The sequence below is a fragment of the Microbacterium algihabitans genome (assembly GCF_032464975.1).
GTDB lineage: Bacteria > Actinomycetota > Actinomycetes > Actinomycetales > Microbacteriaceae > Microbacterium > Microbacterium algihabitans.
Genome location: NZ_JAWDIU010000001.1, coordinates 548,417 through 574,802 on the forward strand (window position 1 = coordinate 548,417; position 26,386 = coordinate 574,802).

Below are 26,386 nucleotides of genomic sequence, written 5' to 3' on the forward strand. Positions count from 1 at the left end.
CTGCTCCGGCCCCGGCGTGTCCTCGGTCAGGAGACGAGGGCGCGCCCCAACGCATCGCCCGACGTCCACGCCGTGCGAACGGCCGCCGACTTCCCCCAGGCGTCGCCGCACGCGGACAGCCCGGGCGAACGGAAGAACGGCTCCCCCGTCGTCTCGGTCGGCCGGGCGAAGGTCCAGCGGTGCGCGTGGGCGGAGGCGGGCTCCCCGTCGATCCGCAGCAGGCGCCGGGTGGCCGCCAGCACGGGCTCGATCGCCGCGTCGGGGTCGTCGAGGTGCCGGCGGGCGCGTTCCGCCGTCGTGTGCACCACGAGCACGGGCGCCGCGTCTCCGCGACGGTCGCCGTCGTCGGCGATGAACGACACATCGGCATCCGCTTCGGCGAACGCCCCGTGCAGATCGGCGTCCCACTGCCGTCCGTCCCACCGCAACACGACCGCGATCACGGGCTCCCACTCCTGCGGGCCCCCGGGCGCCTCACCGGTCAGACGCGCAGCCTGGGGCGCGGGCATCGCGAGCACGACCTCGCCCGCCTCGATGCCGTCGACGCGATGCGGCTCGACCCTCTCGACGACCCGGCCCGACTCGACGTCCACGCCGTCCGCGAGGTCGAGCGCGAGAGATCGCAGTCCGAGCGGCGCTGCCCAGCGCATGGGTCCGGGCTTCGGCCGGCGCTCACCGGAGGGGTCGATCACCTGGAAGGTATCCGTCCAGGGCCGAGCGATCCCGCGCTCCTCCCAATCGGCGACGACGTGCGAGAAGCCCTCCGCCTCGCCGACCACGAAGTACGACGCACCGAGGTCCACCGGGCGGCCGTCGACCGTGCGGCTCGACAGGCGTCCGCCGACGCGGCGCCCGCGGTCGATCACACGTGCCGTGCCCCCTGCGTCCTGCACCGCTCGCGCGCAGGCGAGTCCCGAGATTCCGCCGCCGACCACCGTCACGTCCACCGTCATGCCGCCATCCTCGCGGGAGACCCGTCGGGCCGGGTCGGGCTTGCGCGCGCGCGTCAGACGGTTCCGGATGCCGCGCCGAAGAACTCCACGCCCAGATCGGCGTGGTCGACGAAGACGCCGTCGAGGCCCGCGTCTCGCAGAACCGCCCATTCGCGGCGATAGTCGCCGAACGCGGCCTTGCCGCCGGGCCGTCGGTATGCCGGGAGAAGGAACGTATTCTCCGGTCGGCATGTCCACGTGAAGACGCGCAGCCCGCGGTCCTGTGCCTCGCCGACGACGCGCGCCGGTCCGCGAGCCCTCCCCAGCCGGTCCGGAGCAAGGACGATCCTCTTGTCGGGGCTGATCCCCTGCACCTCGGCGGCGAGCGCGTCGAGGCCGGCCGTCGTCAGCATCGAACGGTAGCTCGCGGCATCCGCTCCGTGGCGTTCACGCAGGTCCCACGGCGCCCCGTCGGCCTCGATGAGCTGCACGAGGGGGATCCGGATGCCGCGTTCCCGCAGCCGCGCGAGAACGAGCGGTTCGAACGACTCGATCACCAGGTCATCGACGGCGTCCACCCAACCGGCGGCACGAAGCTCGTCCTCGACGAGAGCGGACATGTCGAATCCCAGCCGGGCGAAGGTCGCGGCGTGCTTGATCTCGAGGACGACTCCCACTCCGCCCGCGCGAGCGAGGTCGAGGAGGTCGCGCAGGCAGAGCACTCCATCCTCGTCGTCGTGGGCGGCGCTCTGGGGCCGGATGGCGGGGATGCGCTCGCGGCAGCGCAGGGTGCGCAGTTCCTCCCACGTGAAGTCCTCGACGAACCAGCCGGTCATCAGCTCCCCGTCGACGGTCTTGCTCGTTCGGCGGTCGGCGAACTCCGGACGCGTCGAGACGTCGGTCGTGCCCGAGATCTCGTTCTCGTGGCGCACGACGAGCACCCCGTCCTTCGACGGCACGACGTCGGGCTCGACGGCATCCACCCCCGCCTCGATCGCACGCAGATAGGAGCTGCGCGAGTGCTCGGGCAGATAGCCGGGAGCACCGCGATGACCGATCACGAGAGGCACGTGCACACGCTAGTCAGACGGGGTGAACGGCAGCATCGCTCAAAGCGAAATCCCAGTCAGCACAAGGATTTTGCCGACCAGCTCGGCTAGTGTTTATCTACAGCACGGTGCTGTGATCACCATCTTTGGAGTGTGAGTTCCCGTGGCCCTCAATAACCCGGCATTCAATACCCCGGCGTTCCAGGACCCTCGAGCCGGTGGCGCTAACACGCGCTACAGCCCGCCCCCGGCCGTCGATCCCGCCGCCGCCGCAACGATCGAAGGCGCGTACGCCGCCCCGTCCGCGAGCGCCGTCGAGACCGGTCGCATGACGGTCGAAGACACCGTCATGAAGACGCTGGCTCTGTTCGGCATCCTCGTCGTGACCGCCGTCGTCGGCTGGGTCTGGTCGATGGCCGGTGTCAGCGTCGCCAACCCGAACCCGTCCGCCGCCCCGATGATCGTCGGTGGCCTCGTCGGCTTCGTGCTGGCGATGGTCGCGACGTTCAAGAAGAAGCCGTCGGTTCCCGTCATCATCGCGTACGCGGCCTTCGAGGGCCTGTTCGTCGGTGGCATCTCGGCGTTCTTCGAGTTCATGTTCCCCGGCATCGTCCTGCAGGCGACGCTGGCGACCCTCTCCGTGGTCGGCGTGACCCTCGCCCTCTTCGCGAGCGGCAAGATCCGCGCCTCGGCCCGCGCCACCAAGATCTTCATGATCGCGATGGTCGGCTACCTCGTGTTCGCCCTGCTGAACCTCGGCCTGATGCTCTTCAACGCCCCGATCGCCGGTGGCGCCTTCGGCCTGTACAGCATGAAGGTCGCGGGCATCCCGCTCGGCCTGATCATCGGCGTTCTGGTGGTCATCATGGCCGCGTACTCGCTGGTGCTCGACTTCGACCAGATCCAGCGCGGCGTCCGCAACGGCGCAGCCCGGGTCTACGGCTGGGTCGGCGCCTTCGGCATCATGGTCACCGTCGTGTGGCTGTACGTCGAGATCCTCCGCATGATCGCGATCCTGCGCGGCAACAACTGACGCAGCGTCTCGCATGAAGGGCCGTCCCGTTTCGGGGCGGCCCTTCGTCGTGCGGGCCGCGCGCGCGAGCCCCGCGCGCGACGCTCCCGCACATGACGCCCCGCGCACCGGCCCTCCCCCCCCCTGTTGAGTGTCCAAAACGCGCCGCATGCCCGCGCGGGAAGCGGCGTGTCGTGGGCACTGAACGGCCCCTGCGCCACCCCGTGAGTGTCCAAGATCCCCCCCCGATCTCGTCCGGGTGTTACTTGGACCCTCTGCACCGCGCGACGCCCCCGCACGGCGCCCGCAAGGGGCTCGAACCCCGGATGCCGCGCCGCTAGCCTCGCGCCATGAGTCCCGCGAAGACGCCGCCCGAGATCCTCGACGTCGACGGCCACGAGGTCCGCGTCACGAGCCCCGACCGCGTCGTGTTCCCCGAGCGCGGTCTCACCAAGCTCGACCTCGTGCGGTACTACCTGTCCGTCGCCGAGGGCGCCCTCCGCGGAGCCGGTGGCCGCCCGATGGTGCTCAAGCGCTTCTCGAAGGGCCTCGAGCAGGAGCCGTTCTTCCAGAAGCGCGTTCCCGAGAACCACCCTGACTTCATCGACACCGCGACCCTGCGCTACGCCTCGGGTACCTCGGCCGAAGAGACGGTGATCCGGGATGCCGCGGGGCTGGCGTGGGTCGTCAACCTCGGCTGCCTCGATCTGAACCCGCACCCCGTCCGCGCCGAAGACCTCGATCACCCCGACGAGTTGCGCGTCGACCTCGACCCGATGCCCGGCGTCGACTGGTCGCAGATCGTCGATGTCGCCTTCATCGCCCGCGACGTCCTCGAGGACCATGGTCTGACCGGATGGCCGAAGACGTCGGGCTCGCGCGGGCTCCACATCCTCGCGCGCATCCGCCCCGAGTGGGACTACGCCGACGTGCGTCTGGCCGCCGAGACCCTCGCCCGCGAGGTCGAGAACCGCGCCCCGGGCCTCGCGACCGCCCGCTGGTGGAAGGAGGAGCGCGGCGAGAGCGTCTTCGTCGACTTCAACCAGAACGCCAAGGACCGCACAGTCGCCTCGGCGTACTCGATCCGCGCGCTCCCCGATGCCCGCGTTTCGACTCCCCTCACGTGGGACGAGGTCCGAGATCGCCGCCCCGAGGAGTTCACCGTGCTCACGGTGCCCGAGCGCTTCCGCAGCATCGGTGACCCGCACGCGGGCATCGACGACGCGGCAGGCTCGCTCGACGCTCTCCTCGCCCTGGCGAAGGAACTCGGCCCCGCCGAGAAGCCCCCGCGGAGATCCGACGGTTCGGGCCGCCGGGCCTCGACCATGCCCCTCATCGAGGTCGCGCGCACCAAGACCAAGCCCGAGGCGCTCGACGCCCTCGAGACGTGGAAGCAGCGGCATCCAAAAGCGACGTCGCAGCTCCACCCCGCCGACGTCCTCGTCGACGGCATGCGCGGGTCGAGCTCGCTCTGGTACCGCGTCCGCGTGAACCTGCAGCACGTTCCGGATGCCGACCGCCCGGCGCAAGAGGATCTGATCGCCGACTACGACCCCTGGGCCGGCCGCTCGGCCACCTGATCCTGCGTGAGTGAGGCGACGAGGTGGCGCCGGCCGTAGCGGTACGCCTCGTCGAGGTCGCCACAGAGGCGGAAGGCCCCGGCGAGCTCCATCGTCACGAACCCGGTCGCCCACGCGGTGAGCAGCCTCGCCGCCTCGAGCGCGTGAGCCTCGCCCACGGCGACGGTGGTCGCGCGCAGCACCGGGGCGCTCGTGGCAGCGAGCCGGTCGGCATCCACCACCGTCGTGAAGAGCAGACGGAACGCTTCGGGCCGGTCGCGCCCGAACGCGCGGAAGGCGACCAGGAGGTCGTTCAGGCCTCCGGATGCCGCCTCGAGCCGCTCCGTCAGGTCGTCGGCCGCGGCCGCACCGACGAGTCCGAGCAGGGCTTCGCGGTCGCGCACCCTCTTGTACAGCGAGGGAGCCTTGACCCCGACAGCCTGGGCCACGGCCTGCATCGTGACGGCGCTGGGCCCGCCCTTCTCGAGCAGTCCCGCGGCCGCGTCGACGATCTCGTCGAGCGACGTTCGTTCCGGTGTGGGCACGACCCCTCCTCATAGCTACGCTTATAAGCTATCATGGCTAACACTCGTAGCCATCCTGAAAGGCACCCCATGAGACTCGCGCCATCGCTCCACCGCATCGGCAACGACATCGTCGCCTCGTACCTCGTCGTCGCCCCCGAGGGCATCACTCTCGTGGACGCCGGGCTCCCCGGAATGTACGCCGACCTGCTCCGGGAGCTGCAGAGCATCGGCCGGACGCCCGACGACATCCGCGGCGTCATCCTCACCCACGGCGACAGCGACCACGTCGGATTCGCCGAACGCCTCCGCCGCGAGCACGGCGTGCCCGTCTTCGTCCACGCAGCCGACGCCGACCGGGCGCGCGGCGGCGACAAGCCCAAGACCGCAATGGGTCCCTTCCGTCTCGGACCACTGCTGGGCTTCGCCGCCTTCGGCCTCCGCAAGGGCATGCGTCCGCAGTGGCTGACCGAGGTGCGCGAGGTCGCCGACGGCGAGACCCTCGACCTGCCCGGAAGCCCCCGCATCGTCGGCATGCCCGGCCACTCGCCGGGCAGCGTCGCGGTCTTCTCCCCCGCGGTTCGCGCCGTGTTCGTCGGCGACGCCCTCACGACCCGACACGTCCTGACCGGTCGCACCGGCCCCGGACCGGCGCCGTTCACCGACGACCCGGCCGAGGCCCTCGCCTCGCTGGATCGCATTGCGGGACTGGATGCCGACTGGGTGCTGCCCGGCCACGGCCCGGCGTTCCGCGGCTCGCCGGCCGATGCGGCCGACGCGGTGCGGAAGGTCGCGCGGGGCTGACGCGGACGCCGACGCGGCTCGGACCGTGTCGGCCTGAGCGGACGCTCCACCCTTCACCGACGACCGGGTCGAGGCGCTCGCCTCACCCGGTCACAGCAGGGCGCGGACGCCGACGCGGCTCGGCCGGTGTCGGTCAGAGCGGACGCGCCGCCCGTCATCGACGGCCCGACCGAGGCGCTCGCCTCACTGGATCGTGTCGCGGGCGTGGATGCCGACAGGGTGCGGCCCGGCGTACCGCGACTCTTTGGCCGATGCGGCGAACGCGGTAGAAAGGTCGAGCGGCTGTCGCGGTTGCCCGTCGTCAGCGCCGGCGCGGCCTGCCCAGCACCTCGCGTACGACCGCGGCGAGCGTGTGCATCGCGCGCGCCGGGCTCACGGCATCCGCCGCCTGCCGCGCCTCGGCCGCAAGACTCTCGCGCAGCCCGTCGTCCGTGAGCACCCGCCGCAGCGCGTCGACCAGAGCGTCGTCGTCACCGTCCGGAACCAGGATGCCGCCACCCGACGCCAGCATGTCGCGCGGGCCGTAGCGGATGTCCCACGCGATCACGGGAGTGCCGTGCGCGAGGGCTTCGGCGAGGGCGAGCCCCTGCCCCTCGAAGCCGGAGGTCGTCAGGTACACCGCGGCGCGATCGAGCACCGCCCCCGGCTCGGTCGTGAGTCCCGGTAGCGAGACGGCGTGCGCGAGTCCGCGGTCGGCGACGAGCGCTTCGAGCGCACCCCGCTGAGCACCCTCGCCCCAAAGCTCGAGCCGGGCGTCCGGCACGTCATCGAGCACGCGGGCGAAGGCCTTGATCGCTCGATCCAGACGCTTACCCGGCGCGAGCCGCCCCAGCACCACAACGAGGCCGCGCTCCCGCTGCGACGCGGGCACGACGGCATCAGTAGCCTTCACCCCGTGCGGCGCGACCACGTCGTTCGCGGCGGTGCCGAAGCGGGCGCGCACGTCGTCGCGCTGGTATGCGGTCGGCCACAGCACGGCGTCGAAGCGCGAAGCGATCTCGAACCACCGCGTCCAGAGCGGGTTGAGGTCGGAGTCGGCCTGGAACGGCGGCTCGAGGTGGATCGTGTGCACGGTGTGCACGATCCGCACGGCGTCGTCACCCCAGCCCGCGATGACCTCGCCGAGCTGCCGCGATTCGCAGATGACGACGATCGGCCGGTCGTTCTCGGCGTGGAGCCGGCCGGCCAGGTGGGTCAGCCAGGCGCGGTACAGCGCCCCGAATCCGTCGATCACGCCGACGTTTTTACCCGCGGCATCCCGGATCACGATCGGCGCCGTCGTGAGGTGCCAGTCGGGGTCGATCACCACGGGGAGCTCGACCGCTCCCCCGGCCACGCCGCGGTACTCCAGTGCCGGATCGGCGTCACCGGGATGCGCCGCGTCGCGCACCCACTCCGCCGCCCCTCCCCGCACGTCGACGGCCTCGTCGAAGAGGTTTCGGAAGATCCCGGATGCCGCAGCCGTCCCCCGCTCGACGAAGGTCGCGCGCTGCGCGGAGTGGGCGTCGGCGTCACCGGGGTCGACGGTCAGCAGAAGGGTGTCCGCGCCGGCATCCGCCATCTGTCGCGCTCGCGAGAGGGTGGCGATCGTGTATCCGCCGTCGAGGTCGGGGATCAGCCGGCTCGACAGGATGAGGTACCACGCGTCGGGGAAGTCGCCGGAAGTCACGCCCCCCATCCTCCCCCACCCGCCGCGCGGTCCGCGGCGCGCCGGAGCCGCGGGCGCCCCGCCCTGTCCATCGGGTCCCGGGCTCTGGCGTGCGCGGTCTGCGCGCGCCGGGGCTGCGGTCTGCCGGCGTGCCCATCGGGTCCGGCGGGCGCGGTCCGCGGCGCGCCGGAGCCGCGGGCGCCTCGTGGCTCATCGGGTCCCGGGCGCTGGCGTGCGCGGTTTGCGCGCGCCGGGGCTGCGGTCTGCCAGCGTGCCCATCGGGTCGCGGGCGGTGGCCCCGGGCGCCGCCCGTGCAGCCGCCGATGTCGCCGGGGCGCCGCACATGGCCCCGGGGCGCCAAACGTGGCCCCGGGGCCACGTCGTGACATGGTTTGGGGCAGATTCCGTCGCCCGGGGCGCATTTTTCCCGCCCCAAACGAAAAATGCCGCCCCAAACCCGGCAACCGGGCGGGCGGAGCGCGAGTGCCGCCGCGCACGCAAGGCGAAGTGACACGCCCTCCCGAGTCAATCGGGGTAGGGGCCCCGCCACATACCCTCCGCGTCGAGACAGAGCGACGCCGGCGCCGGACGGCGAAGGAGCACCGCCTCCGGGTCGATCGGGGTAGGGGCCCCGCTCTCGACCCGAAGGCGGTGCCCCGGAGCCGGCCGACGACGTCGGCGCGGGCGCAGGCTAGACGCTCACTCCCACTCGATCGTCCCCGGCGGCTTCGACGTCACGTCGAGAACCACGCGGTTGACGTCGCGCACTTCGTTGGTGATGCGGTTCGAGATCTTCGACAGCACGTCGTAGGGCAGGCGCGTCCAGTCGGCGGTCATGGCGTCTTCGCTCGAGACGGGGCGCAGCACGATGGGGTGGCCGTAGGTGCGGCCGTCGCCCTGCACGCCGACCGAGCGTACGTCGGCGAGCAGCACGACGGGGCACTGCCAGATCTCGTTGTCGAGGCCCGCCTTGGTCAGCTCGGCGCGGGCGATGGCGTCGGCCTCACGCAGGATCTCGAGACGGTCAGCGGTGACCTCGCCCACGATGCGGATGCCAAGACCGGGCCCCGGAAAGGGCTGACGGCCGACGATGGCCTCGGGCAGGCCGAGTTCGCGGCCGATCGCGCGCACCTCGTCTTTGAAGAGGGTGCGCAGCGGCTCGACGAGCTCGAACTGCAGGTCTTCGGGCAGGCCGCCGACGTTGTGGTGGCTCTTGATGTTCGCCGTACCGGCGCCGCCACCGGACTCGACGACGTCGGGGTACAGGGTGCCCTGCACGAGGAAGCGCACCTGCTCGCCTTCGGCCTTGGCTTCGGCGACGAGGTCGGCCTGGACCTTCTCGAACGCGCGGATGAACTCGCGGCCGATGATCTTGCGCTTCTGCTCGGGGTCGCTGACTCCGGCGAGGGCGTCGAGGAACGTCTCGCGCGCGTCGACGGTGATGAGCTTCACGCCGGTCGAGGCGACGTAGTCGTTCTCGACCTGCTCGCGCTCGCCCTTGCGCAGCAGTCCGTGGTCGACGAACACGGCGATGAGCTGGTCGCCGACGGCCTCGTGCACGAGGGCCGTCGAGACGGCGGAGTCGACGCCACCCGAGAGGGCCGAGATGACGCGGCTGGTGCCGACCTGCTGACGGATGCGCTCGACCTGTTCGGCGATGACGTTTCCGCTGTTCCAGTCGGCGGGGAGCCCTGCGGCCTTGTGGAGGAAGTTCTCGAGCACCTGCTGGCCGTGGTCGGAGTGCTTGACCTCGGGGTGCCACTGCACGCCGTACATGCGGCGGGCGTCGTTCGCGAACGCCGCGACGGGGGTGTGCGCCGTGCGGGCGAGCACCTCGAAGCCCTCGGGGGCGCGCGACACCTGGTCGCCGTGGCTCATCCAGACGTTCTGCTCGGCGGGCTGACCCTCGAGCAGAGTGCCCTCGGTGACGACAGTGGCATCCGTCGCCCCGTATTCGCGGAGGCCGGTGTTGGCCACCTCGCCGCCGAGCGCCTTGGCCATCACCTGGAAGCCGTAGCAGATGCCGAGCGTGGGCACGTCGAGGTCGAAGACGCCCGAGTCGAGGCTCGGGGCTCCTTCTTCGTACACCGACGAGGGGCCACCCGACAGGATGAGGCCGACGGGGTTCTTTGCCGCGATCTCGTCGGCGGTGGCGGTGTGCGGCACGATCTCGCTGTACACGCCCGCTTCGCGGACGCGACGGGCGATCAACTGCGCGTACTGGGCGCCGAAGTCGACGACGAGGACGGGGCGCTGGGACGTTTCGGTCTGTTCGGTCACCGGTTGCCTTCCGGGGCGGGTACGGGAGCGGCGGCCTGGGCGGCTTCTCGCTCGGCGAGGTAGGCGCGCACGCGGCGGGCGGTGCGCACTTCGAGGATGAAGGACAGGAACGGCACGACGCCACCGAGGGCGAGGAACACGAACCGGCTGAAGGGCCACCGCATGAGGCTCCACACGCGGAAGCACGAGAACAGGTAGACGACGTAGAACCAGCCGTGGGCCACGAGGATCGCCAGCGAGACGTTCACTCCGTCGCCGGTCGAGAGGATGCTGCAGCCGTTACCGCCGGGCATGAAGAGCGAGAACCACTGGCAGTCGGGACCGGGCACGGCATCCGCGAACCACAGGAAGCCGCCGGATCCGCCGAGGAACAGCTCCACGTGAATGGGCGTGTACTTCAGGATCATCTCGGTGACCAGCAGCAGCAGGCCGATACCGGTGATGACGGAGCAGATCTGGTAGAACTTCAGGGCTCCGCGGATCGCCGGGAACGAGGCGAGCTTGGGGGCGCGGGGCATGGATGCCAGTCTAGTCGCGGCTTTCCGCGGCTCCTGCCGGACTGCTCGACGCGGAGCTTTCCGCGAGAGCCTCGGCCTGTTCGTCTTCGAGGTCTTCGACTTCTTTCTCCCACGCGTCACGCGCGAGGCGGTACCAGAGGTACAGCGCGAAGCCGGCGAAGATCGCCCATTCCGCCGCGTAGAAGATGTTGAGCCAGTTGACCCGGGAACGCTCGTCGGGCGCGGGCGAGGCGATGTCGTCGAGGGGACCGATCGCCGTCTGGGAGGCGACGTACTGCCGGTAGACGTCGAGGTCGGCGGTGTCGTGCCAGCGGCCGAGCAGCATGGCCGGCGACATCTTGACCAGCGTCTGCGGGTCGACCCCGGCGGGCGGCACCGAGGGCCCTTCGTCGGAGATCAGGCGCCCGGTCACCTCGACGACGGCGGCGGGATTCGCCCCCGCGTCGGCCTCGAGCTGGGCGGCCGCGGCGTTCGCCTGGTCGAGGCTGCTCGTCCACCCGGTCGCCACGGCGATCGAGGTCGGCGTGACCGCACCCGCGACGCGGAGCTGGCCGGTCACCCAGTAGCCCTCGACGTCGTTGTTGTAGCGCGACGAGACGACGATGAAGTCGGATGCCACCCACGTGCCGCTTACCTCGACCCGCTGCCCCACGAGGGGTTCGGGGAGGTAGTCGCCCGGTTTGACGACGTCGGCGAGCGGTTGCACGACCTCGGTCAGTCCCGGCTCGGGCGGCGACGTGTCGACGGCACGACCCAGCTGCCACTGCCCGAGCCACGCGAGTACCCCCGCGACCACGAGTGAGAACGCCAGCAGCGCGATCCAGCGCGGGCGCAGCATGACCTCGCGCAGCGTCGGCGGAAAGATCTGCGGCGGCGCCGGCTCGGTCATGGGGGTGGAGGTCATGGGGCTTTCGGAGGTCAGTGCCCGTAGGGCGCGACGACGACCTCGACGCGCTGAAACTCCTTGAGGTCGGAGTACCCGGTGGTCGCCATCGACTTCTTGAGGGCGCCGATGAGGTTGGCGGTGCCGTCGGCGACGGGCGCGGGACCGTAGAGGACCTGCTCGAGCGGGCCCACGCGATCGACGGCCACGCGGCGTCCGCGCGGCAGCTTGGCGTGGTGCGCCTCGGGACCCCAGTGGAAACCGCGGCCGGGGGCATCGGTCGCTCGCGCGAGCGCGACACCGAGCATGACGGCATCCGCGCCCATGGCGAGAGCCTTCACGATGTCACCGGAGGTTCCGACCCCGCCGTCGGCGATCACGTGCACGTAGCGTCCGCCCGACTCGTCGAGGTAGTCGCGACGGGCGCCGGCGACGTCGGCGACCGCGGTGGCCATGGGCGCGTGCAGGCCCAGCGTGGCGCGCGTCGTCGAGGCCGCACCGCCGCCGAAGCCGACCAGCACGCCCGCGGCCCCCGTGCGCATGAGGTGCAAAGCGGCGGTGTAGGTCGCGGCGCCGCCGACGATCACGGGCACGTCGAGGTCGTAGATGAACTTCTTCAGGTTCAGGGGCTCGTCGACGCTCGAGACGTGCTCGGCCGAGACCGTAGTGCCACGGATGACGAACAGGTCGACGCCGGCGGCGACGACGGTCTCGTACAGGTCGTTGGTGCGCTGCGGAGTGAGGGCACCCGCGACGGTCACGCCCGCAGCGCGCACCTCGGCGAGGCGGTCGCGCACGAGCTCGGGCTTGATGGGCTCGGAGTACAACTGCTGCATGCGCCGCGTGGCGTCGGCCTCGGGCAGCGTCGCGATCTCGGCCAGGAGCGGCTCGGGGTCGTCGTACCGCGTCCAGAGCCCCTCGAGGTCGAGGACGCCCAGGCCGCCGAGGCGCCCGAGCTCGATCGCGGTGCGCGGGCTGACCACGGAGTCCATCGGCGCACCGAGCACCGGGATCTCGAACGGGAACGCGTCGATGGTCCACGCGGTCGAGACGTCTTCGGGGTTGCGCGTGCGCCGCGACGGCACGACGGCGATGTCGTCGAAGGTGTACGCGCGGCGGGCGCGCTTGGCGCGGCCGAGATCGATCTCCATGGTCACCCGACCAGCCTACCCGCGCCCTCCGACATCGCCGTCGGCCGCGTCGGACTGCGCAGCAGACGCAGAGGGCGGACTCAGCGGATCGTCCGAGCCCCGCAGCAGGCGGGTGAGCAGGCCGTCGAAGGCGAACAGCACGAAGCCGATCGAGCCGAGCAGCGGGCTCAGCAGCATCGCCGCCGCGCTGAGGATGACCGCGCTGAGGCTCGCGCGACCCAGTCGCCGCGCGTCGTCCCGCGTCAGATCGGCGATCGCCCCCGAGTGCACGGCCCACGCCCACTGCAGCCAGCCCATGACGATCGCGAGGAAGAAGTTGACGGGGAGCAGGACGCGACCGAGAAGGAGGTCGGAGTGGGTGGTGTCCAGCGACGAGGTGAACGGCACGAGCACGACCAGCAGCAACCGGATGTTGTTGATCCACATGCCGGTGTCGTCGATTCGCACGATCCACTCGAACTGGCGCACGTGGGTCATCCACATCACGCACAGGATGAGGAAGCTGATGACGAACGAGAACAGCGGGTGGGCGAGATCGAGCAGACCCCGAGCCAACGCGTCGTCCGTGGTGGGCGACCCCAGCGACTGATCGGTCAGCCCCAGCACGAGCAACGTGGCCGCGATCGCGAAGACGCCGTCGGTGAACGCCTCGGTCCGCCGCGCCGACATCGACGCCGCCGGGTGGCTGCGCCGTCGGATCATGCGCACAGCGTAGCCGCGCACGTCCCTCTGAGACCACAATGGGCCGGGCTATCGGCCCGGCCCTTCGTGCGACGCGATTACTTCTTGTAGTTCGGCGCCTCGACGACGATCTGCACGTCGTGCGGGTGCGACTCCTTGAGTCCCGCCGAGGTGATGCGGACGAACTTGCCCTTGGTCTTGAGCTCCTCGACGGTGCGAGCGCCGACGTAGAACATCGACTGACGCAGTCCGCCGATCAGCTGGTAGGCCACGGCCGCGACGGGTCCGCGGTAGGGCACCTGACCCTCGATGCCCTCGGGGATCAGCTTGTCGTCGCTCGGCACGTCCGCCTGGAAGTAGCGGTCCTTCGAGTACGAGGTCTTCTTGCCGCGCGTCTGCAGGGCACCGAGCGAGCCCATCCCGCGGTACTGCTTGAACTGCTTGCCGCCCTGGAAGACGATCTCGCCCGGCGACTCGTCGGTTCCCGCGAGGAGCGAGCCGAGCATCACGGTGTCGGCGCCGGCCACGAGGGCCTTGGCGATGTCGCCCGAATACTGCAGCCCACCGTCGGCGATCACGGGCACGCCCGCGGGGATCGCCGCCTTCGCGGCTTCGTAGATCGCGGTCACCTGGGGGACACCGACGCCCGCGACGACGCGGGTGGTGCAGATGGAGCCCGGGCCGACGCCCACCTTCACGGCGTCGACGCCCGCGTCGATGAGCGCCTGGGCCCCCTCGCGCGTGGCGACGTTGCCGCCGATGACGTCGATGTGGTCGAACGTCGGATCGGCCTTGACGCGCCGCACGATGTCGATCACGCCCGCCGACTGACCGTTGGCGGTGTCGACGACGAGCACGTCGACGCCCGCGTCGCGGAGCGCCTCGGCACGCTGCCAGGCGTCGCCGAAGAAGCCGATCGCCGCGCCGACGCGCAGGCGTCCCTGCTCGTCCTTGGTGGCGAGGGGGTACTTCTCGCTCTTGTCGAAGTCCTTGATGGTGATGAGACCGGCGAGCTTGCCCTCGTCGTCGACGAGCGGCAGCTTCTCGACGCGGTGCTTGGCGAAGGTCGCGATGACATCGTTGGCGTGGATGCCGACGTGCCCGGTGATCAGACCGTCCTTGGTCATCACGTCCTTGACCTTGGTGGTCTGGCGCTCGAAGCCCGAGACGAAGCGCATGTCGCGGTTGGTGATGATGCCGACCAGCACGCCGTCGGGGTCGACCACCGGCAGGCCCGAGATGCGGTACTGCGCGCACATCGCGTCGACCTCGGCGACCGTGGCATCCGGGTTCGTGGTGATGGGGTTCGAGACCATGCCCGACTCGCTGCGCTTGACCTGGTCGACGATGCCGGCCTGATCCTCGATCGAGAGGTTGCGGTGCACGATGCCGATGCCGCCCTGGCGTGCGATCGCGATCGCCATGCGCGCTTCGGTGACGGTGTCCATCGCGCTCGAGAGAAGAGGCGTCGCGACCGTGATGCGGCGCGACAGACGCGACGACGTATCGGCCTCGCTCGGGATGACGTCGGTGTGCCCCGGCAGGAGCAACACGTCGTCATAGGTCAGTCCGATGAAACCGAAGGGGTCGTGCTGCTCCATGGATCCTCCTGCGCGCGCGGCGCCTGCTCTGTTCGGGACGACGTCGGCCGGAACGCGTGCGAAGCGCTCCGTCTCAAAGTGTAAGCGTCGAAGGGGTCCGTGACATTCCCGGACGTTTGTCCGCCGTGCGCAGCCGCGACGACACGGTTCGCTAACGACTCGTCACTGGAAACACGCGCGACACATTACGCTCGTAGCGTCGACCGTCGAAGCTGACGGGACGACTTCGTCAGCGCTGCCGAACTGGAGACTCCGTGGGTCATTCCTCCCCCACCGCGATACGATCGCGATCCCTATCCCGCATGGCTGTGATCGTCTCGCTCCTCGCGAGTGCGATCGCCGTTCTGAGCCTGCTCCTCGCCTCACCGGCGAGCGCGCAGACGACGCCCGCCCCGACTCCGGCCGCCTCGGCCGGCACCGGCGACGTGTCCACTCAGTACTCGGTGGGCGGCATCATCCGCTCCGGCGACGAGCCACTCGAGGGGGTTCAGGTCACCGTCGAAGGCTCGGGCTTCAGCGAGGTCGGCACCACCGGCGCCGACGGGCGCTGGTCGGTCTCGGTCCCGGGGCCGGGCGCGTACACCGCGCAGCTGCAGGTCGACACCCTTCCCGACGGAGTCGCCCCGCGCGACCCCGACAACATCACCCGCGACGTGACGATCGGCACGACCAACACGGTCAACGTGCTGTTCCCCACGGGTGAGGGCACGGCCGCGACGGCCACGATCTGGGACACGCTTTTCTCGCGGTTCTTCTACGGCCTGAACTTCGGCCTGCTGCTGGCGCTCGCCGCGATCGGCATCTCGCTCATCTTCGGCACCACCGGCGTGAACAACTTCGCCCACGGCGAGATGCTCACCTTCGGCGCGATCATCTTCTACGTGTTCACGGCCATGGGCTGGAACATCATCCTGGCGATCCTGCTCACCGTCGCCCTCTCGGCGGCTCTCGGGTGGACACAGGATGCCGTGCTCTTCAAACCCCTGCGAAAGCGCGGGGTGGGGTTGGTGCAGGTGCTCATCGTCACGATCGGTCTGTCGATCGTGCTGCGCTACCTGTACCTGTACTTCTTCGACGGCGGCACGCGCAACATCGACACCGGCATCACCGACAACGTGACCATCGGACCCGTCACGGTGACCCTGACCTCGATCATCAGCATGGGCGTCAGCATCGTGATGCTGGCCTTCGTCGCCTACTTCCTCACGCGCACCCGCATCGGCAAGGCCACGCGCGCCGTGAGCGACAACGCCTCGCTCGCCGCGGCATCCGGCATCAACGTCGACCGCGTGATCCGCATCGTGTGGGTGCTGGCGGGAGCGCTGACCGGTCTCTCGGGCGTGCTGTACGGCCTCTACCGCGGCGTCACCTGGGACATGGGTTTCGCGATCCTGCTCCTGCTGTTCGCCGCCGTCACCCTGGGTGGCCTCGGCAGCGCGTTCGGCGCTCTCGTGGGCTCGCTCATCATCGGCATCATCACGGAACTTTCCACCATCGTCATCCCTCCCGACCTTCGGTATGCGGTGGCCCTGATCGTGCTCATCGGCGTGCTGCTGTTCCGGCCGCAAGGTGTGCTCGGTCGTAAAGAGCGGATCGGTTGAGGAACGACGACATGGACTGGCTTTCGATCATCAACAACGCCGCGGGCGAGCTCATCAGCCCGACCACCGCGGCCTACGCCCTCGCCGCCATCGGCCTGAGCGTCCACTTCGGCTACGCGGGCCTGCTCAACTTCGGCCAGGCCGGCTTCATGGCGGTCGGCGCGTACGCCTTCGCCATCGCGACCCTGTCGTTCTCGGCCCCCGTGTGGCTCGCGATCCTCCTCGCCATCGTCGCCTCGGTGGTGTTCGCCTTCATCCTCGGCATCCCGACGCTGCGTCTGCGCGCCGACTACCTCGCCATCGTCACCATCGCCGCGGCGGAGATCGTGCGGTACGTGGTCTCGACCGTCGGCCTGACGGACATCACCGGCGGCTCGCAGGGCCTCAACGGCTACAACCGCGAATTCCAGGCGATGAACCCGCTCCCGGCGGGCACCTACGGCATCGGCCCCTGGACCTACTCGGCGAACGACTGGTGGGTGCGCCTGTTCGGCTGGCTGCTCGTCATCCTCGCGACGATCCTCGTCTACGTGCTCATGCGCAGCCCCTGGGGCCGCGTGGTCAAGGGCATCCGCGAAGACGAAGACGCCGTGCGCAGCCTCGGCAAGAACGTCTACTCCTACAAGATGCAGGCGCTCGTGCTCGGCGGCGTGATGGGCGGCCTGGCGGGAGTGGTGTTCATCCTCCCCCGCGCGGTGCAGCCCGGTAACTACGGAACGGCGCTGACGTTCTTCATCTGGACCGCCCTCCTGCTGGGTGGGGCCGCGACCCTGCTCGGACCCATCGTCGGCGCGATGCTCTTCTGGGTGCTGCTCTCGCTGTCGAACGGCATCATCGTGGGTCTGCGCGACGTCGGCATCCTGGGCTTCATGTCCTCCACCCAGACGGGTCAGGTGCGCTTCATCCTCGTCGGCATCGGTTTGATGCTGCTCGTGATCTTCCGGCCGCAGGGCATTTTCGGCAACAAGAAGGAGCTGTCGTTCAATGTCTGACACGACCGTCACCCACCCGCTCGTCAAGGGCGAGGTCGGCCCAGGCTGCGCGAAGGTCGACCCGATCGTCGTCGCCGACAGCGTCACCCGCCAGTTCGGCGGCCTCAAAGCCGTCGACGTCGATCACCTCGAGATCCCGCGCGGTCAGATCACCGCCCTGATCGGTCCCAACGGCGCCGGTAAGACCACGCTGTTCAACCTGCTGACCGGTTTCGACAAGCCCAACACCGGGCGCTGGAGCTTCGAGGGGTCGAACCTCGCCGGCGTCGCCGCATTCAAGGTGTCGCGCAAGGGAATGGTGCGCACCTTCCAGCTCACCAAGTCGCTGGGCCGCCTGTCGGTGCTGCAGAACATGCTGCTCGGAGCCCGCGGGCAGAAGGGCGAGAACATCTTCCGCGCCCTGATCCCCGGCATCTGGAAGTCGCAGGAGACCGAGAACACCGAGCGCGCCGACGACCTGCTGCGCCGCTTCAAGCTCGACGCCAAGCGCGAGGACTTCGCCGCGTCGCTCTCGGGTGGTCAGCGCAAGCTCCTCGAGATGGCGCGGGCGCTCATGAGCGACCCGAAGCTCGTCATGCTCGACGAGCCGATGGCCGGCGTCAACCCGGCGCTCACGCAGAGCCTGCTGGGTCACATCCTCGACCTGAAGAAGGAGGGCATGAGCGTGCTCTTCGTCGAGCACGACATGCACATGGTGCGCCACATCTCCGACTGGGTCATCGTCATGGCCGAGGGCCGGGTCGTGGCCGAGGGTCCGCCCGAGACCGTGATGAGCGATCAGGCAGTGATCGATGCCTACCTGGGCGCCCACCACGACACCGACCTCGGTGACATGACCACCTCGCAGCTCGAGACCATCCAGGCCGAAGCCGCCGCCGAGGCGGAGGCGGAGCTCACCGCCGATGAGAAGGACGGGAAGCTCTGATGTCTCAGACCGCCACCGACACGCGCACGCCCGTGCTGCGCACCGACGACCTGGTCGCCGGATACCTCCCGGGCGTCAACATCCTCAACGGGTGCACCGTCGACGCCTACCAGGGCGATCTGATCGGCATCATCGGCCCCAATGGCGCCGGCAAGTCGACGCTGCTGAAGGCCATCTTCGGCCAGGTCAAGATCCGTTCGGGCTCCGTTCTGCTCAACGGTGACGACATCACCGCGCTCAAGGCCGACAAGCTCGTCGGCAAGGGCGTCGGCATGGTGCCGCAGAACAACAACGTGTTCCCGAGCCTCTCGATCGAGGAGAACCTGCAGATGGGGCTCTTCCAGCGCCCCAAGGTGTTCGCGGAGCGCTTCGAGTTCGTGACCGGCCTGTTCCCCGAGCTGGCCAAGCGCCGCCGTCAGCGCGCGGGCTCGCTCTCGGGCGGTGAGCGGCAGATGGTCGCCATGGGCCGCGCGCTCATGATGGACCCCTCGGTGCTGCTGCTCGACGAGCCGTCCGCCGGCCTCTCCCCCGTGCGTCAGGACGAGACGTTCCTGCGCGTCGCAGAGATCAACCGCGCGGGCGTGACGATCATCATGGTCGAGCAGAACGCGCGCCGCTGCCTGCAGATCTGCCACCGGGCGTACGTGCTCGACCAGGGCAAGGATGCGTACACGGGCGGTGGCCGCGAGCTGCTCAATGATCCCCGCGTCATCGAGCTGTACCTCGGCACCCTGGCGGCCGATGAGGACGCCAAGCGCGACAGCGGCAAGAACCCCCACGCCGAGTAACGCCGGCTCTTCAGTGCCCCGCGGCTCCGGCCGCGGGGCACTCGTGGTTCCGGGAGCTTCGGCGCGCGCGTGGATCGCGACGAGGGGCGGCCTCGGGCCACGAGCGCCCGCGTGGACCGTGCGCCGGTACGCGCTCTGTGAGCTGTCGGGATGGCGCGAGTGGTCCCCGGGCCCGGGGACCCGCCCGTTCCGCCTGTGAGGCGCACAGAGCCGGGACGGGCATCCCGGCGCGTCCTCCGCACGCGCTGCGCGCACGGGAGCCGTCGACCCGCTCTCGACCGGCACCGCGAACACCGCACCGCGACCCCGCAACGCGAACGCCGCCGCCCGCAACCCGAACGCCGCCCCCGGCAATGCGAAGAGGCCCGGATCCTCACGGATCCGGGCCTCTCGTACGAACTCAGGTCACTCGTTGAGCGAACCGAACTCCGTGTTCAGCAGGGTGTACTTGTTGTCGGCACCGTACTGGTAGATGCCGATGTACGCCTCGGTCGGGTCACCGTTGCCGTCGAAGGTGATCGGGCCCGAGACACCGTCGTAGTCGATGTCGGTGCCGGCGTTGATCAGCTTGAGGCAGTCGGCGAAGGTCGTGCACTTCTCGCCGTCCTCGGAGACCGACTGCATGTTGTCGCGGATCGCGGTACCCGAGTCGTCCTTGGCCTGCGCCGCGGCGAGGGCCGCGACGATGACGGCGTCGTACGACTCCGGCGCGTAGCTGTAGTCGGTCAGCGCGGGGTCGACTTCCTTCAGGCGGTCCTGGAAGGAGGTGTCGGCCGGGTTGCCGGGCAGCGTGCCCTTGGCGCCCTGCAGCGTGCCGGCGGGGAACTCGTACGAGTTCGACAGGTTGCCGTCGACGAAGTAGACCTTCGACGCCGGGTAGCCCTGCGTGCTGACGAGCTGCGGGATGATCGACGAGGTCTCCTCGAAGGCGATGACCGCGACGGCGTCGGGCTTGGCCGCGAGCAGCTGGTCGACCTGCGAGGTGAACACGGTGTCACCCGGGTTGTAGGGAACGGCGACCGAGACCTCGCCACCGGCGGCCTCAACGGCCTTGGTCGCGTTGTCCTTGAGGCCGATGCCGTACGGGTCGTTGATGTAGATGATGCCGATGTTGGCGGCACCGTCTCCGGTCATCAGGTTTCCGAGCACGCGGCCCTGCAGCACGTCGGAGGGCGCGGTGCGCCAGTAGTACCCGTCGTCGGCGTAGGTCGTGAAGTCGGGCGAGGTGTTGGCCGGCGAGATCTGCACGACACCCGCGTTGACCAGCTGGTCGACGAACGTGAACGACACACCCGACGAGGCGGCACCGATGACGACGTCGGCGCCCGCGTCGACGAGCTCGGTGGCCGACTGCGTGGCGATGTCGGTGGTGGTGTCACCCGAGTCGCGCTCGGTCAGCTCGGTCTTGAAGGGGAAGTCGCCGCCGGTGGCCTCGATGTCCTTGATGGCGAGCTTGACACCCGCGACCTCGGGCGGGCCGAGGAAGGCGAGGTTACCCGTGGCGGGCAGGATCGTGCCGACGTGGAACGTGCCGTCGGCGGTCGAGGTTGCCCCGCCGCCGGACGATGCGCTGGGCGCTGCGGCTTCGCTGCCGCCGCCACCAGAGCATCCGGCGAGGACGAGCGCGCTGGCGCCGACCAGGGCGATACCGCCGAGGACCTTCGCGGTGCGCGTACGCGTGAAGACGTTCATAGGGCTCCTTGCTGTGAATGAACGTTCGGCGACCCTTTGGGCCGCCTGGTGTCCCCAAACCTAATCGGCCGCGCATTTTCCGCGTGTTGCCGTTCGTTAACGATGTGGGTCGAAGCGGTCACGGCCGCATAACGGTTGGCATCGCGCGTTGACGGAGCCCCTCATCGCACCTACCCGACGGGACCGATTACGAAGAAGGAGCCGATTCGAGAAGCGCGATCCCGCGGGGTGCTCACACTCTGGCAGACCCCCGCCGCCGACGTCTGTAGACCGAACGGGGGACGCGGGGCGCTCAGACGGGTTCGACGACGTCGGCGACCACTCGGCGGTTGCGCCGCGACGCGATGACGGAGTCGACGCTGAGCATCGCCAGGGCGATCCACACGAGGGCGAAGCCGATCCACCGCTCGATGGTCATCGGCTCACCGAGCACCCACACGCCGATCGCGAACTGGATGATCGGCGCCACGAACTGCAGCAGTCCGATCACCGTCAGCGGCACGCGCCGCGCGCCCGAGGCGAACAGCAGCAGGGGCACGGCGGTGACGGCGCCGGCGAGCAGCAGGAGCACGGTGTGCAGCACGCCCGCGGTGCCGAGGGTGATGCCCGTGAGGTTCGCCACGAAGAACAGTTGGATCACGGCGACCGGCAACAGCCACATCGACTCGAGGGTCAGCCCGCTGACGGCGTCGACCGCCGGCCCGATCTGCTTCTTCACGAGACCGTAGAAGCCGAACGAGAACGCCAGCGTCAGGGCGATCCAGGGGAAGGCGCCGTAGCCGATGACGATCACCGCGACGGCGACGACGGCCAGGCCGATCGCGATCCACGGGATCACGCGCAGCCGCTCGCGCAGAACGATGACCCCCAGCAGCACGGTGACGATCGGGTTGATGAAGTAGCCGAGGCTCGTCTCGATCACGTGCCCGGTCAGCGCCCCGAACAGATACGTCTGCCAGTTCACGTAGATCAGCACGCCGGCCAGCGCCGTGAGCGCCATCAGCCGCGGCTGGCGCACGATCGCGAGGAACGCCTTCCAGGTGCGCAGCACCGTGAGCAGCAGGAGGCAGAACACGAACGCCAGGATGATTCGCCACGCGACGACCTCGAACGGGCCGGTGGGGGCGAGCTGCAGGAAGTAGATGGGCAGGACGCCCCACAGCAGGTAGGCGGAGAAGGCGTAGAGCACTCCGCGGTTGCTCCCGCCGGTGGGTGCGGGGGCGGCGGGGGTCACCGATTCAGCCTACGCGGCGCGAGGAGAGGCCGAGCGACGCCGGTGCACTCTTTCCTGCCAGAGGCCCCGGCCGATCCCGGGAACGACGAAGACCCCGGATGCCGTGGCATCCGGGGTCTTCGGAGGATCTCACTCGATCAGCGGACGACGACCGCCAGCACGTCGCGAGCCGAGAGCACGAGGTACTCTTCGGCGCCGAACTTGACCTCGGTGCCGCCGTACTTGCTGTAGAGCACGCGGTCGCCGACGGCGACGTCGAGGGGGACACGGTTGCCGTTGTCGTCGATGCGGCCGGGGCCGACGGCGACGACTTCGCCCTCCTGCGGCTTCTCCTTGGCGGTGTCGGGGATGACGAGACCACTCGCGGTGGTCTGCTCAGCCTCGACCTGCTTGATGACGATGCGGTCCTCGAGCGGCTTGATGGAAACCGACACGGTCTACCTCTTCTTTCTCGTTACAGAAGACTTGTCAGCACTCACGCGGGGAGAGTGCTAATCCGAGTGTAGAGAAGCGTTGGCACTCACGCAACGCGAGTGCCAACACGGCCGCCCGCCTAGGCTGAATCAGTGGACACCAGCGAGCTGACCGCCCTGCTCACGCCCGAGGGCCTGCGCCTCCTCGACGAGGCCGGACCCATCGCCTCGACCGACGACGCCGCCCGCACGGTGTCGCGCCTGCGCGCCGCGGGTCACTCCCTCGACCTCGTCTCGGCGGTCGTCGGGCAGGCACGGCTGCGGGTCAAGGCGGCGACGAAGTTCGGCCCGTTCGCCGAACGCATGCTCTTCACCCGCGCAGGCCTCGAGCAGGCGACACGTTTGTCGATCGCGGCCCGCCACGCCGGCCGCTTCCGCGCCGCCCGCATCGACAGTGTCGCCGACCTCGGCTGCGGGATCGGCGGCGACGCCCTCGGGATGGCGGGCATCGGCATCCGGGTGCACGCCGTCGACGCCGACGAGGTCACCGCGGCGATCGCGGCGTACAACCTCGCTCCGTTCGGCGATGCGGCCTCTGTCACCCACGCGCGCGCGGAAGACGTCGACCTCAGCGGGACGGATGCCGTGTGGCTCGACCCCGCGCGACGCACGGCGGGCCATTCCGAGACGCGCCAGGTGTCGGCCGCCGAGTGGTCGCCCTCTCTCGAGTGGGTGTTCGAGCTGCTGAAGACGAAACCGGGCGGAGTGAAGCTCGGGCCGGGCTTCGACCGCGCCCAGATCCCCGACGACCTCGAGGCGCAGTGGATCAGCGCCGACGGCTCGACCATCGAGCTCGTGCTCTGGTCGGGCTCCCTCGCCCGCGAAGGCGTGCGGCGCGCCGCCCTCGTCGTGCGCGGGAGCGACGCGTGGGAGCTCACGGCGCCCGCCGACACCCCCGACGTCGAGGTGCGCGAGCTCGGCGCTTTCGTGCACGAACCCGACGGCGCCGTCATCCGCGCGCGCCTCATCGGCGAGGTCGCCCGAGCGCTGGATGCCGGGATGCTGGCGCCCGGCATCGCCTACCTCACCTCCGATGCGGCGCTGACGAGTCCGTTCGTGTCGTCGTTCCGCGTGCGGGAGCAGCTGCCCGCCGACCCCAAGAAGCTCGCGCAGGCGCTTCGCGCGCGCGGCATCGGCACCCTCGAGATCAAGAAGCGCGGCGTCGACGTCGACCCGGCGGTGCTGCGCAAGAAGCTGTCGCTGCGCGGCGACGAGTCGGCGACGCTGATCCTCACCCGCGTGGGCTCGAAGCGCCTCGCCCTGCTGGCCGACCGCGTGTGACGACAGACCCGCTCCGACGCGTCAGACCACGGCGAGCTGCGAAAAACCCCAGATCAGCCATCCGGCGCTGAAGACGATCGACAGCAGCGAGAGGCACAGCGACCAGACCCCCACCCGGGTGCTGTCGTGGGGTCGCCGCAGCGAGACGATCGACAGGATCACCGCGACGGCGCCCAGCGGCAGCAGCCAGCCGGTGAAGAACGAGGCGACGAGCGCGAGGATCGCCGCCGCGAGCGCCCCCGGTGCGAGCGACCGCGGGGTCGGCGGTGCGGGCGGCACGTAGGGGATCAGGTGATCGCCGAAGGCGGCCATCTCGAGCTGGGCGGTCGGCAGTCGCTCGGGGTCGTCGTCGGCCGGGGCGGCAGCAGACCGCGACGCCTGCGCGGCGAGACGGGCGGCGTCCGACGGGTCGAGAGAAGGCACGGGCGGGGCGTCCTTGCGGGCGCGTCGCGTGGGCGGTGTGGGCTCGCTCACGGGGCGCTGCCCGAGGGGAGCATCGGAGCCACGGCATCCGGGTCTTCGTCCACCTGGATCTCGGTCACCGGGAGCGTCGAGTCGGCCCCGAAGGCGAGCGTCGAGGGGCGGCGACCCGACGAGATCAGTTCGGCGGCGAGCGCCGCGATCATCGCACCGTTGTCGGTGCACAGTCGCAGGGGCGGAATGCGCACCGCGACGCCCGCGGCCGCCGCCCGCTCGAGGGCGACGTCGCGCAGGCGCTTGTTGGCGATCACTCCCCCGCCCAGCAGCAGACGCGGCACCTCGAATCGCGCGCACGCGTCGAGGGCCTTCGTGACGAGCACGTCGACGACGGCCTCGCGGAACGACGCCGCGACGTCCGACACCGGCACCGGCTGACCGGCAGCCTCGTGCTGCTCCACCCACCGGGCGACGGCGGTCTTGAGCCCCGAGAACGAGAAGTCGTAGCGGTGCGCGGCCATGTCGGAGGCCCGCGAGAGGCCCCGGGGGAAGCGGATCGCCGTGGGATCGCCGTCGGCGGCCGCCCGGTCGATCTCGGGTCCGCCGGGGTAGGGCAGCTTCAGCAACCGGGCGACCTTGTCGAAGGCCTCGCCCGCGGCGTCGTCCATCGTCTCGCCCAGCAGTTCGACGTCGCTGGTGAGATCGCGGACGAGCAGCAGCGAGGTATGACCGCCGCTCACCAGCAGCGCGACGGTCGGATATTCGAGCTCGCCCGCGTCGGCGTCGAGGATGTCGGCGGCGATGTGACCGACCAGGTGGTTCACCGCGTACAGCGGCTTGTCGAGCGCGACCGCGAGGCCCTTTGCCGCTCCGACGCCGACCATCAGCGCGCCGGCGAGACCCGGGCCGCTGGTCACGGCCACGGCGTCGAGATCGGCCAGGGTCACGCCGGCCTCGGCGAGCGCGGCGTCGATCGAGGGCTGCAGCGCCTCGAGGTGGGCGCGCGCGGCGACCTCGGGCACGACGCCGCCGTAGCGCGCGTGCTCGTCCATACTCGACGCGATGGTGTTGCTGAGCAGCTGCCGACCGCGCACGATCCCGATGCCGGTCTCGTCGCAGCTGGTCTCGATGCCGAGTACGAGGGGCGCGTCCATCAGCACCATCCCTTTCCGCTGGTGGTGGTGGGGGTCTCGGAGATCCCGGATGCCGGCTCCTGCGCACGCCGCGCGCTCCAGCCCCGCAGGTCGAGCTGCATCACGATCGCGTCGACGTCGTCGGGCTGGTAGTACCGCGGTCGTCGTCCGACCTCGACGAAGCCCTCGGAGAGGTACAGCCTCTGCGCGACCGGGTTGTCGGCGCGCACCTCGAGGAACACGTCGTGCACCTCGCGCCGCGCGGCTTCGTCGAGCAGGGCGGCGAGAAGGGCACGGCCCCGCCCCCGACCCCGCGCGGACTCGGAGATCGTGATCGTCTGGATGTCGGCATCCCGAGCCCCGCGCACCGCGCGCAGGCCCGCGTAGCCGACGAGACTCCCGGCCTCTTCGACGACGACGTACCAGCCGTGCGGCGAGGCCAGCTCTTCGCGCATCATGGCCGGGCTCCAGGCGTCGGTCGGGAACGACGCGTGCTCGAGCGCCATGATCGCGTCGAGGTCGGCGGCGGTCGCCACCCGCGTCGACATCAGCTGACCCGCTTCGGCGCGTGGGCGGCGACGACGTCGGGGCTGCGCAGGTACAGCGGCTCGGGGCCGGCGAGCGTGCGATCGGCGTCGAGAGCGCGCGCTGCGGCGAGCGCGATCATCGCGGCCGACACGCTCGTGGCGTCGTAGCGGCGTGCCCCGCGCTCCTCGAGGCGCGCGTCGAGGTCGTCGCGAGGGCTGAGAGCCGCCTCGGTCACGCGCACGGGCAGTCCGTCGTCGTCGAGCCCGTCGTAGACGCTGTAGGCGAATTCTCTGCGGCGGGCGTCGGTCACGACGGCGAAGCGGCCGGTCTCGGTACCGGTCAGGGCGTCGGCGAGCAGCACGCCGAGGGCGACGCCGTCGTGGCTCGGCACGGCGACCAGCGGCACGCCGCGACCAAGCGCATAGACCCGAGCGGTGGCGATGCCCACGCGCAGCCCGGTGAAGGGCCCCGGTCCCATGCCGATCGCGACATGCGTCGGCGCGGGAGCTGCGGTGGTGGCGCGTCGCAGCAGGCCGCCGATCACCTCGGCGTGCCCGAGAGGGTTGCTGCTCTGCTCCTCGGCGAGGATCTCGCCGTCGCGAGCGATGGCCGCGACAGCGGTGCCGAGCGAGGTGTCGATGCCGATGATCACGGTTCCAGGGTAGTCGGCGCCTCCGACA

25 protein-coding genes are annotated in these 26,386 nt (G+C 70.3%); 8 read left to right on the forward strand and 17 right to left on the reverse strand.

What is annotated here, in order from left to right; genetic code table 11:
- Positions 1 to 26: 26 nt before the first annotated feature.
- Together RWH43_RS02560 and RWH43_RS02565 are read right to left on the reverse strand one after the other, a co-directional pair.
- Positions 27 to 953 carry an NAD(P)/FAD-dependent oxidoreductase gene (locus RWH43_RS02560; RefSeq protein ID WP_316000605.1) on the reverse strand — a complete coding sequence of 309 codons (927 nt, stop codon included), beginning with the start codon at positions 951 to 953 and terminating at the stop codon, positions 27 to 29.
- A 53-nt stretch (positions 954 to 1,006) separates the two neighbouring features.
- Positions 1,007 to 2,002 (reverse strand): glycerophosphodiester phosphodiesterase family protein, encoded by a 996-nt coding sequence (locus RWH43_RS02565; RefSeq protein WP_316000606.1) that lies wholly within the window; start codon positions 2,000 to 2,002, stop codon positions 1,007 to 1,009.
- 142 nt (positions 2,003 to 2,144) lie between these two features.
- Here RWH43_RS02565 and RWH43_RS02570 point away from each other — a divergent pair, with 142 nt between their 5' ends.
- Together RWH43_RS02570 and ligD are read left to right on the forward strand one after the other, a co-directional pair.
- Complete coding sequence (locus tag RWH43_RS02570; RefSeq protein WP_144829432.1) at positions 2,145 to 3,014, forward strand: Bax inhibitor-1/YccA family protein; 870 nt, start codon at positions 2,145 to 2,147, stop codon at positions 3,012 to 3,014.
- 329 nt (positions 3,015 to 3,343) lie between these two features.
- A complete protein-coding gene (gene ligD, locus RWH43_RS02575; protein WP_316000607.1) occupies positions 3,344 to 4,573 on the forward strand; it encodes a non-homologous end-joining DNA ligase in 1,230 nt (409 codons plus the stop codon).
- On the opposite strand, the gene RWH43_RS02580 is transcribed toward ligD, so the two are convergent.
- A complete protein-coding gene (locus RWH43_RS02580; RefSeq protein WP_316000608.1) occupies positions 4,540 to 5,097 on the reverse strand; it encodes a TetR/AcrR family transcriptional regulator in 558 nt (185 codons plus the stop codon). The two genes, ligD and RWH43_RS02580, sit on opposite strands and share 34 nt — an antisense overlap.
- Before the next feature lie 69 nt (positions 5,098 to 5,166).
- On the opposite strand from RWH43_RS02580, the gene RWH43_RS02585 reads away from it, so the two are divergent.
- Positions 5,167 to 5,880 carry an MBL fold metallo-hydrolase gene (locus RWH43_RS02585; RefSeq protein WP_144782685.1) on the forward strand — a complete coding sequence of 238 codons (714 nt, stop codon included), beginning with the start codon at positions 5,167 to 5,169 and terminating at the stop codon, positions 5,878 to 5,880.
- 301 nt (positions 5,881 to 6,181) lie between these two features.
- Here the strand turns inward: RWH43_RS02585 and RWH43_RS02590 are convergent, their stop codons facing one another.
- The 7 genes from RWH43_RS02590 to guaB form a co-directional block, all read right to left on the reverse strand.
- Positions 6,182 to 7,549 (reverse strand): glycosyltransferase, encoded by a 1,368-nt coding sequence (locus RWH43_RS02590; protein WP_316000609.1) that lies wholly within the window; start codon positions 7,547 to 7,549, stop codon positions 6,182 to 6,184.
- A gap of 678 nt (positions 7,550 to 8,227) precedes the next feature.
- A complete protein-coding gene (guaA, locus tag RWH43_RS02595) occupies positions 8,228 to 9,808 on the reverse strand; it encodes a glutamine-hydrolyzing GMP synthase (RefSeq protein WP_144829443.1) in 1,581 nt (526 codons plus the stop codon).
- Positions 9,805 to 10,326: a DUF3817 domain-containing protein gene (locus tag RWH43_RS02600; RefSeq protein ID WP_144829446.1), complete on the reverse strand. Its 522-nt coding sequence runs from the start codon at positions 10,324 to 10,326 to the stop codon at positions 9,805 to 9,807. The genes guaA and RWH43_RS02600 overlap by 4 nt, the downstream gene beginning before the upstream one ends.
- Before the next feature lie 10 nt (positions 10,327 to 10,336).
- A complete protein-coding gene (locus RWH43_RS02605) occupies positions 10,337 to 11,230 on the reverse strand; it encodes an SURF1 family protein (protein WP_316000610.1) in 894 nt (297 codons plus the stop codon).
- A gap of 14 nt (positions 11,231 to 11,244) precedes the next feature.
- Positions 11,245 to 12,360: a GuaB3 family IMP dehydrogenase-related protein gene (locus RWH43_RS02610; RefSeq protein ID WP_154096307.1), complete on the reverse strand. Its 1,116-nt coding sequence runs from the start codon at positions 12,358 to 12,360 to the stop codon at positions 11,245 to 11,247.
- Positions 12,361 to 12,375: 15 nt separating this feature from the next.
- Positions 12,376 to 13,062, reverse strand: coding sequence for a TMEM175 family protein (locus tag RWH43_RS02615; protein WP_316000611.1), 687 nt, complete (start codon positions 13,060 to 13,062; stop codon positions 12,376 to 12,378).
- A 77-nt stretch (positions 13,063 to 13,139) separates the two neighbouring features.
- Positions 13,140 to 14,642, reverse strand: a complete 1,503-nt coding sequence (gene guaB / locus RWH43_RS02620) for an IMP dehydrogenase (RefSeq protein WP_144829455.1) — start codon at positions 14,640 to 14,642, stop codon at positions 13,140 to 13,142.
- Positions 14,643 to 14,944: 302 nt separating this feature from the next.
- On the opposite strand from guaB, the gene RWH43_RS02625 reads away from it, so the two are divergent.
- The 4 genes from RWH43_RS02625 to RWH43_RS02640 are packed head-to-tail and all read left to right on the forward strand — an operon-like array spanning position 14,945 to position 18,948.
- Positions 14,945 to 16,243: a branched-chain amino acid ABC transporter permease gene (locus tag RWH43_RS02625; RefSeq protein WP_144829457.1), complete on the forward strand. Its 1,299-nt coding sequence runs from the start codon at positions 14,945 to 14,947 to the stop codon at positions 16,241 to 16,243.
- 11 nt (positions 16,244 to 16,254) lie between these two features.
- The gene (locus tag RWH43_RS02630) at positions 16,255 to 17,235 is read left to right on the forward strand and encodes a branched-chain amino acid ABC transporter permease (protein ID WP_144829460.1); all 981 of its coding nucleotides are present in this window, start codon (positions 16,255 to 16,257) and stop codon (positions 17,233 to 17,235) included.
- Entirely contained in the window at positions 17,228 to 18,160 is a 933-nt protein-coding gene (locus tag RWH43_RS02635) for an ABC transporter ATP-binding protein (protein ID WP_144829463.1), read from the forward strand. The genes RWH43_RS02630 and RWH43_RS02635 overlap by 8 nt, the downstream gene beginning before the upstream one ends.
- Complete coding sequence (locus tag RWH43_RS02640) at positions 18,160 to 18,948, forward strand: ABC transporter ATP-binding protein (RefSeq protein WP_144829467.1); 789 nt, start codon at positions 18,160 to 18,162, stop codon at positions 18,946 to 18,948. The genes RWH43_RS02635 and RWH43_RS02640 overlap by 1 nt, the downstream gene beginning before the upstream one ends.
- Positions 18,949 to 19,353: 405 nt before the next feature.
- Here RWH43_RS02640 and RWH43_RS02645 read toward each other — a convergent pair whose 3' ends face one another.
- The 3 genes from RWH43_RS02645 to groES form a co-directional block, all read right to left on the reverse strand.
- Positions 19,354 to 20,640: an ABC transporter substrate-binding protein gene (locus tag RWH43_RS02645; RefSeq protein WP_144829470.1), complete on the reverse strand. Its 1,287-nt coding sequence runs from the start codon at positions 20,638 to 20,640 to the stop codon at positions 19,354 to 19,356.
- A 292-nt stretch (positions 20,641 to 20,932) separates the two neighbouring features.
- Positions 20,933 to 21,874, reverse strand: coding sequence for an EamA family transporter RarD (rarD, locus tag RWH43_RS02650; protein ID WP_154096156.1), 942 nt, complete (start codon positions 21,872 to 21,874; stop codon positions 20,933 to 20,935).
- A gap of 137 nt (positions 21,875 to 22,011) precedes the next feature.
- Positions 22,012 to 22,308 (reverse strand): co-chaperone GroES, encoded by a 297-nt coding sequence (gene groES, locus RWH43_RS02655; protein ID WP_013583903.1) that lies wholly within the window; start codon positions 22,306 to 22,308, stop codon positions 22,012 to 22,014.
- A gap of 132 nt (positions 22,309 to 22,440) precedes the next feature.
- On the opposite strand from groES, the gene RWH43_RS02660 reads away from it, so the two are divergent.
- Positions 22,441 to 23,628 (forward strand): THUMP-like domain-containing protein, encoded by a 1,188-nt coding sequence (locus tag RWH43_RS02660; RefSeq protein ID WP_316000612.1) that lies wholly within the window; start codon positions 22,441 to 22,443, stop codon positions 23,626 to 23,628.
- 21 nt (positions 23,629 to 23,649) lie between these two features.
- Here RWH43_RS02660 and RWH43_RS02665 read toward each other — a convergent pair whose 3' ends face one another.
- Genes RWH43_RS02665 through tsaB form a run of 4 tightly spaced genes read right to left on the reverse strand, consistent with a single transcriptional unit; the run spans position 23,650 to position 26,358 of the window.
- Complete coding sequence (locus tag RWH43_RS02665) at positions 23,650 to 24,051, reverse strand: hypothetical protein (RefSeq protein WP_316000613.1); 402 nt, start codon at positions 24,049 to 24,051, stop codon at positions 23,650 to 23,652.
- Positions 24,052 to 24,098: 47 nt separating this feature from the next.
- Positions 24,099 to 25,199, reverse strand: a complete 1,101-nt coding sequence (tsaD, locus tag RWH43_RS02670; protein ID WP_230704193.1) for a tRNA (adenosine(37)-N6)-threonylcarbamoyltransferase complex transferase subunit TsaD — start codon at positions 25,197 to 25,199, stop codon at positions 24,099 to 24,101.
- Positions 25,199 to 25,726: a ribosomal protein S18-alanine N-acetyltransferase gene (gene rimI, locus RWH43_RS02675; protein ID WP_154096159.1), complete on the reverse strand. Its 528-nt coding sequence runs from the start codon at positions 25,724 to 25,726 to the stop codon at positions 25,199 to 25,201. The genes tsaD and rimI overlap by 1 nt, the downstream gene beginning before the upstream one ends.
- Positions 25,726 to 26,358: a tRNA (adenosine(37)-N6)-threonylcarbamoyltransferase complex dimerization subunit type 1 TsaB gene (gene tsaB / locus RWH43_RS02680; protein WP_316000614.1), complete on the reverse strand. Its 633-nt coding sequence runs from the start codon at positions 26,356 to 26,358 to the stop codon at positions 25,726 to 25,728. Before tsaB ends, rimI begins: the two co-directional genes overlap by 1 nt.
- Positions 26,359 to 26,386: the final 28 nt, after the last annotated feature.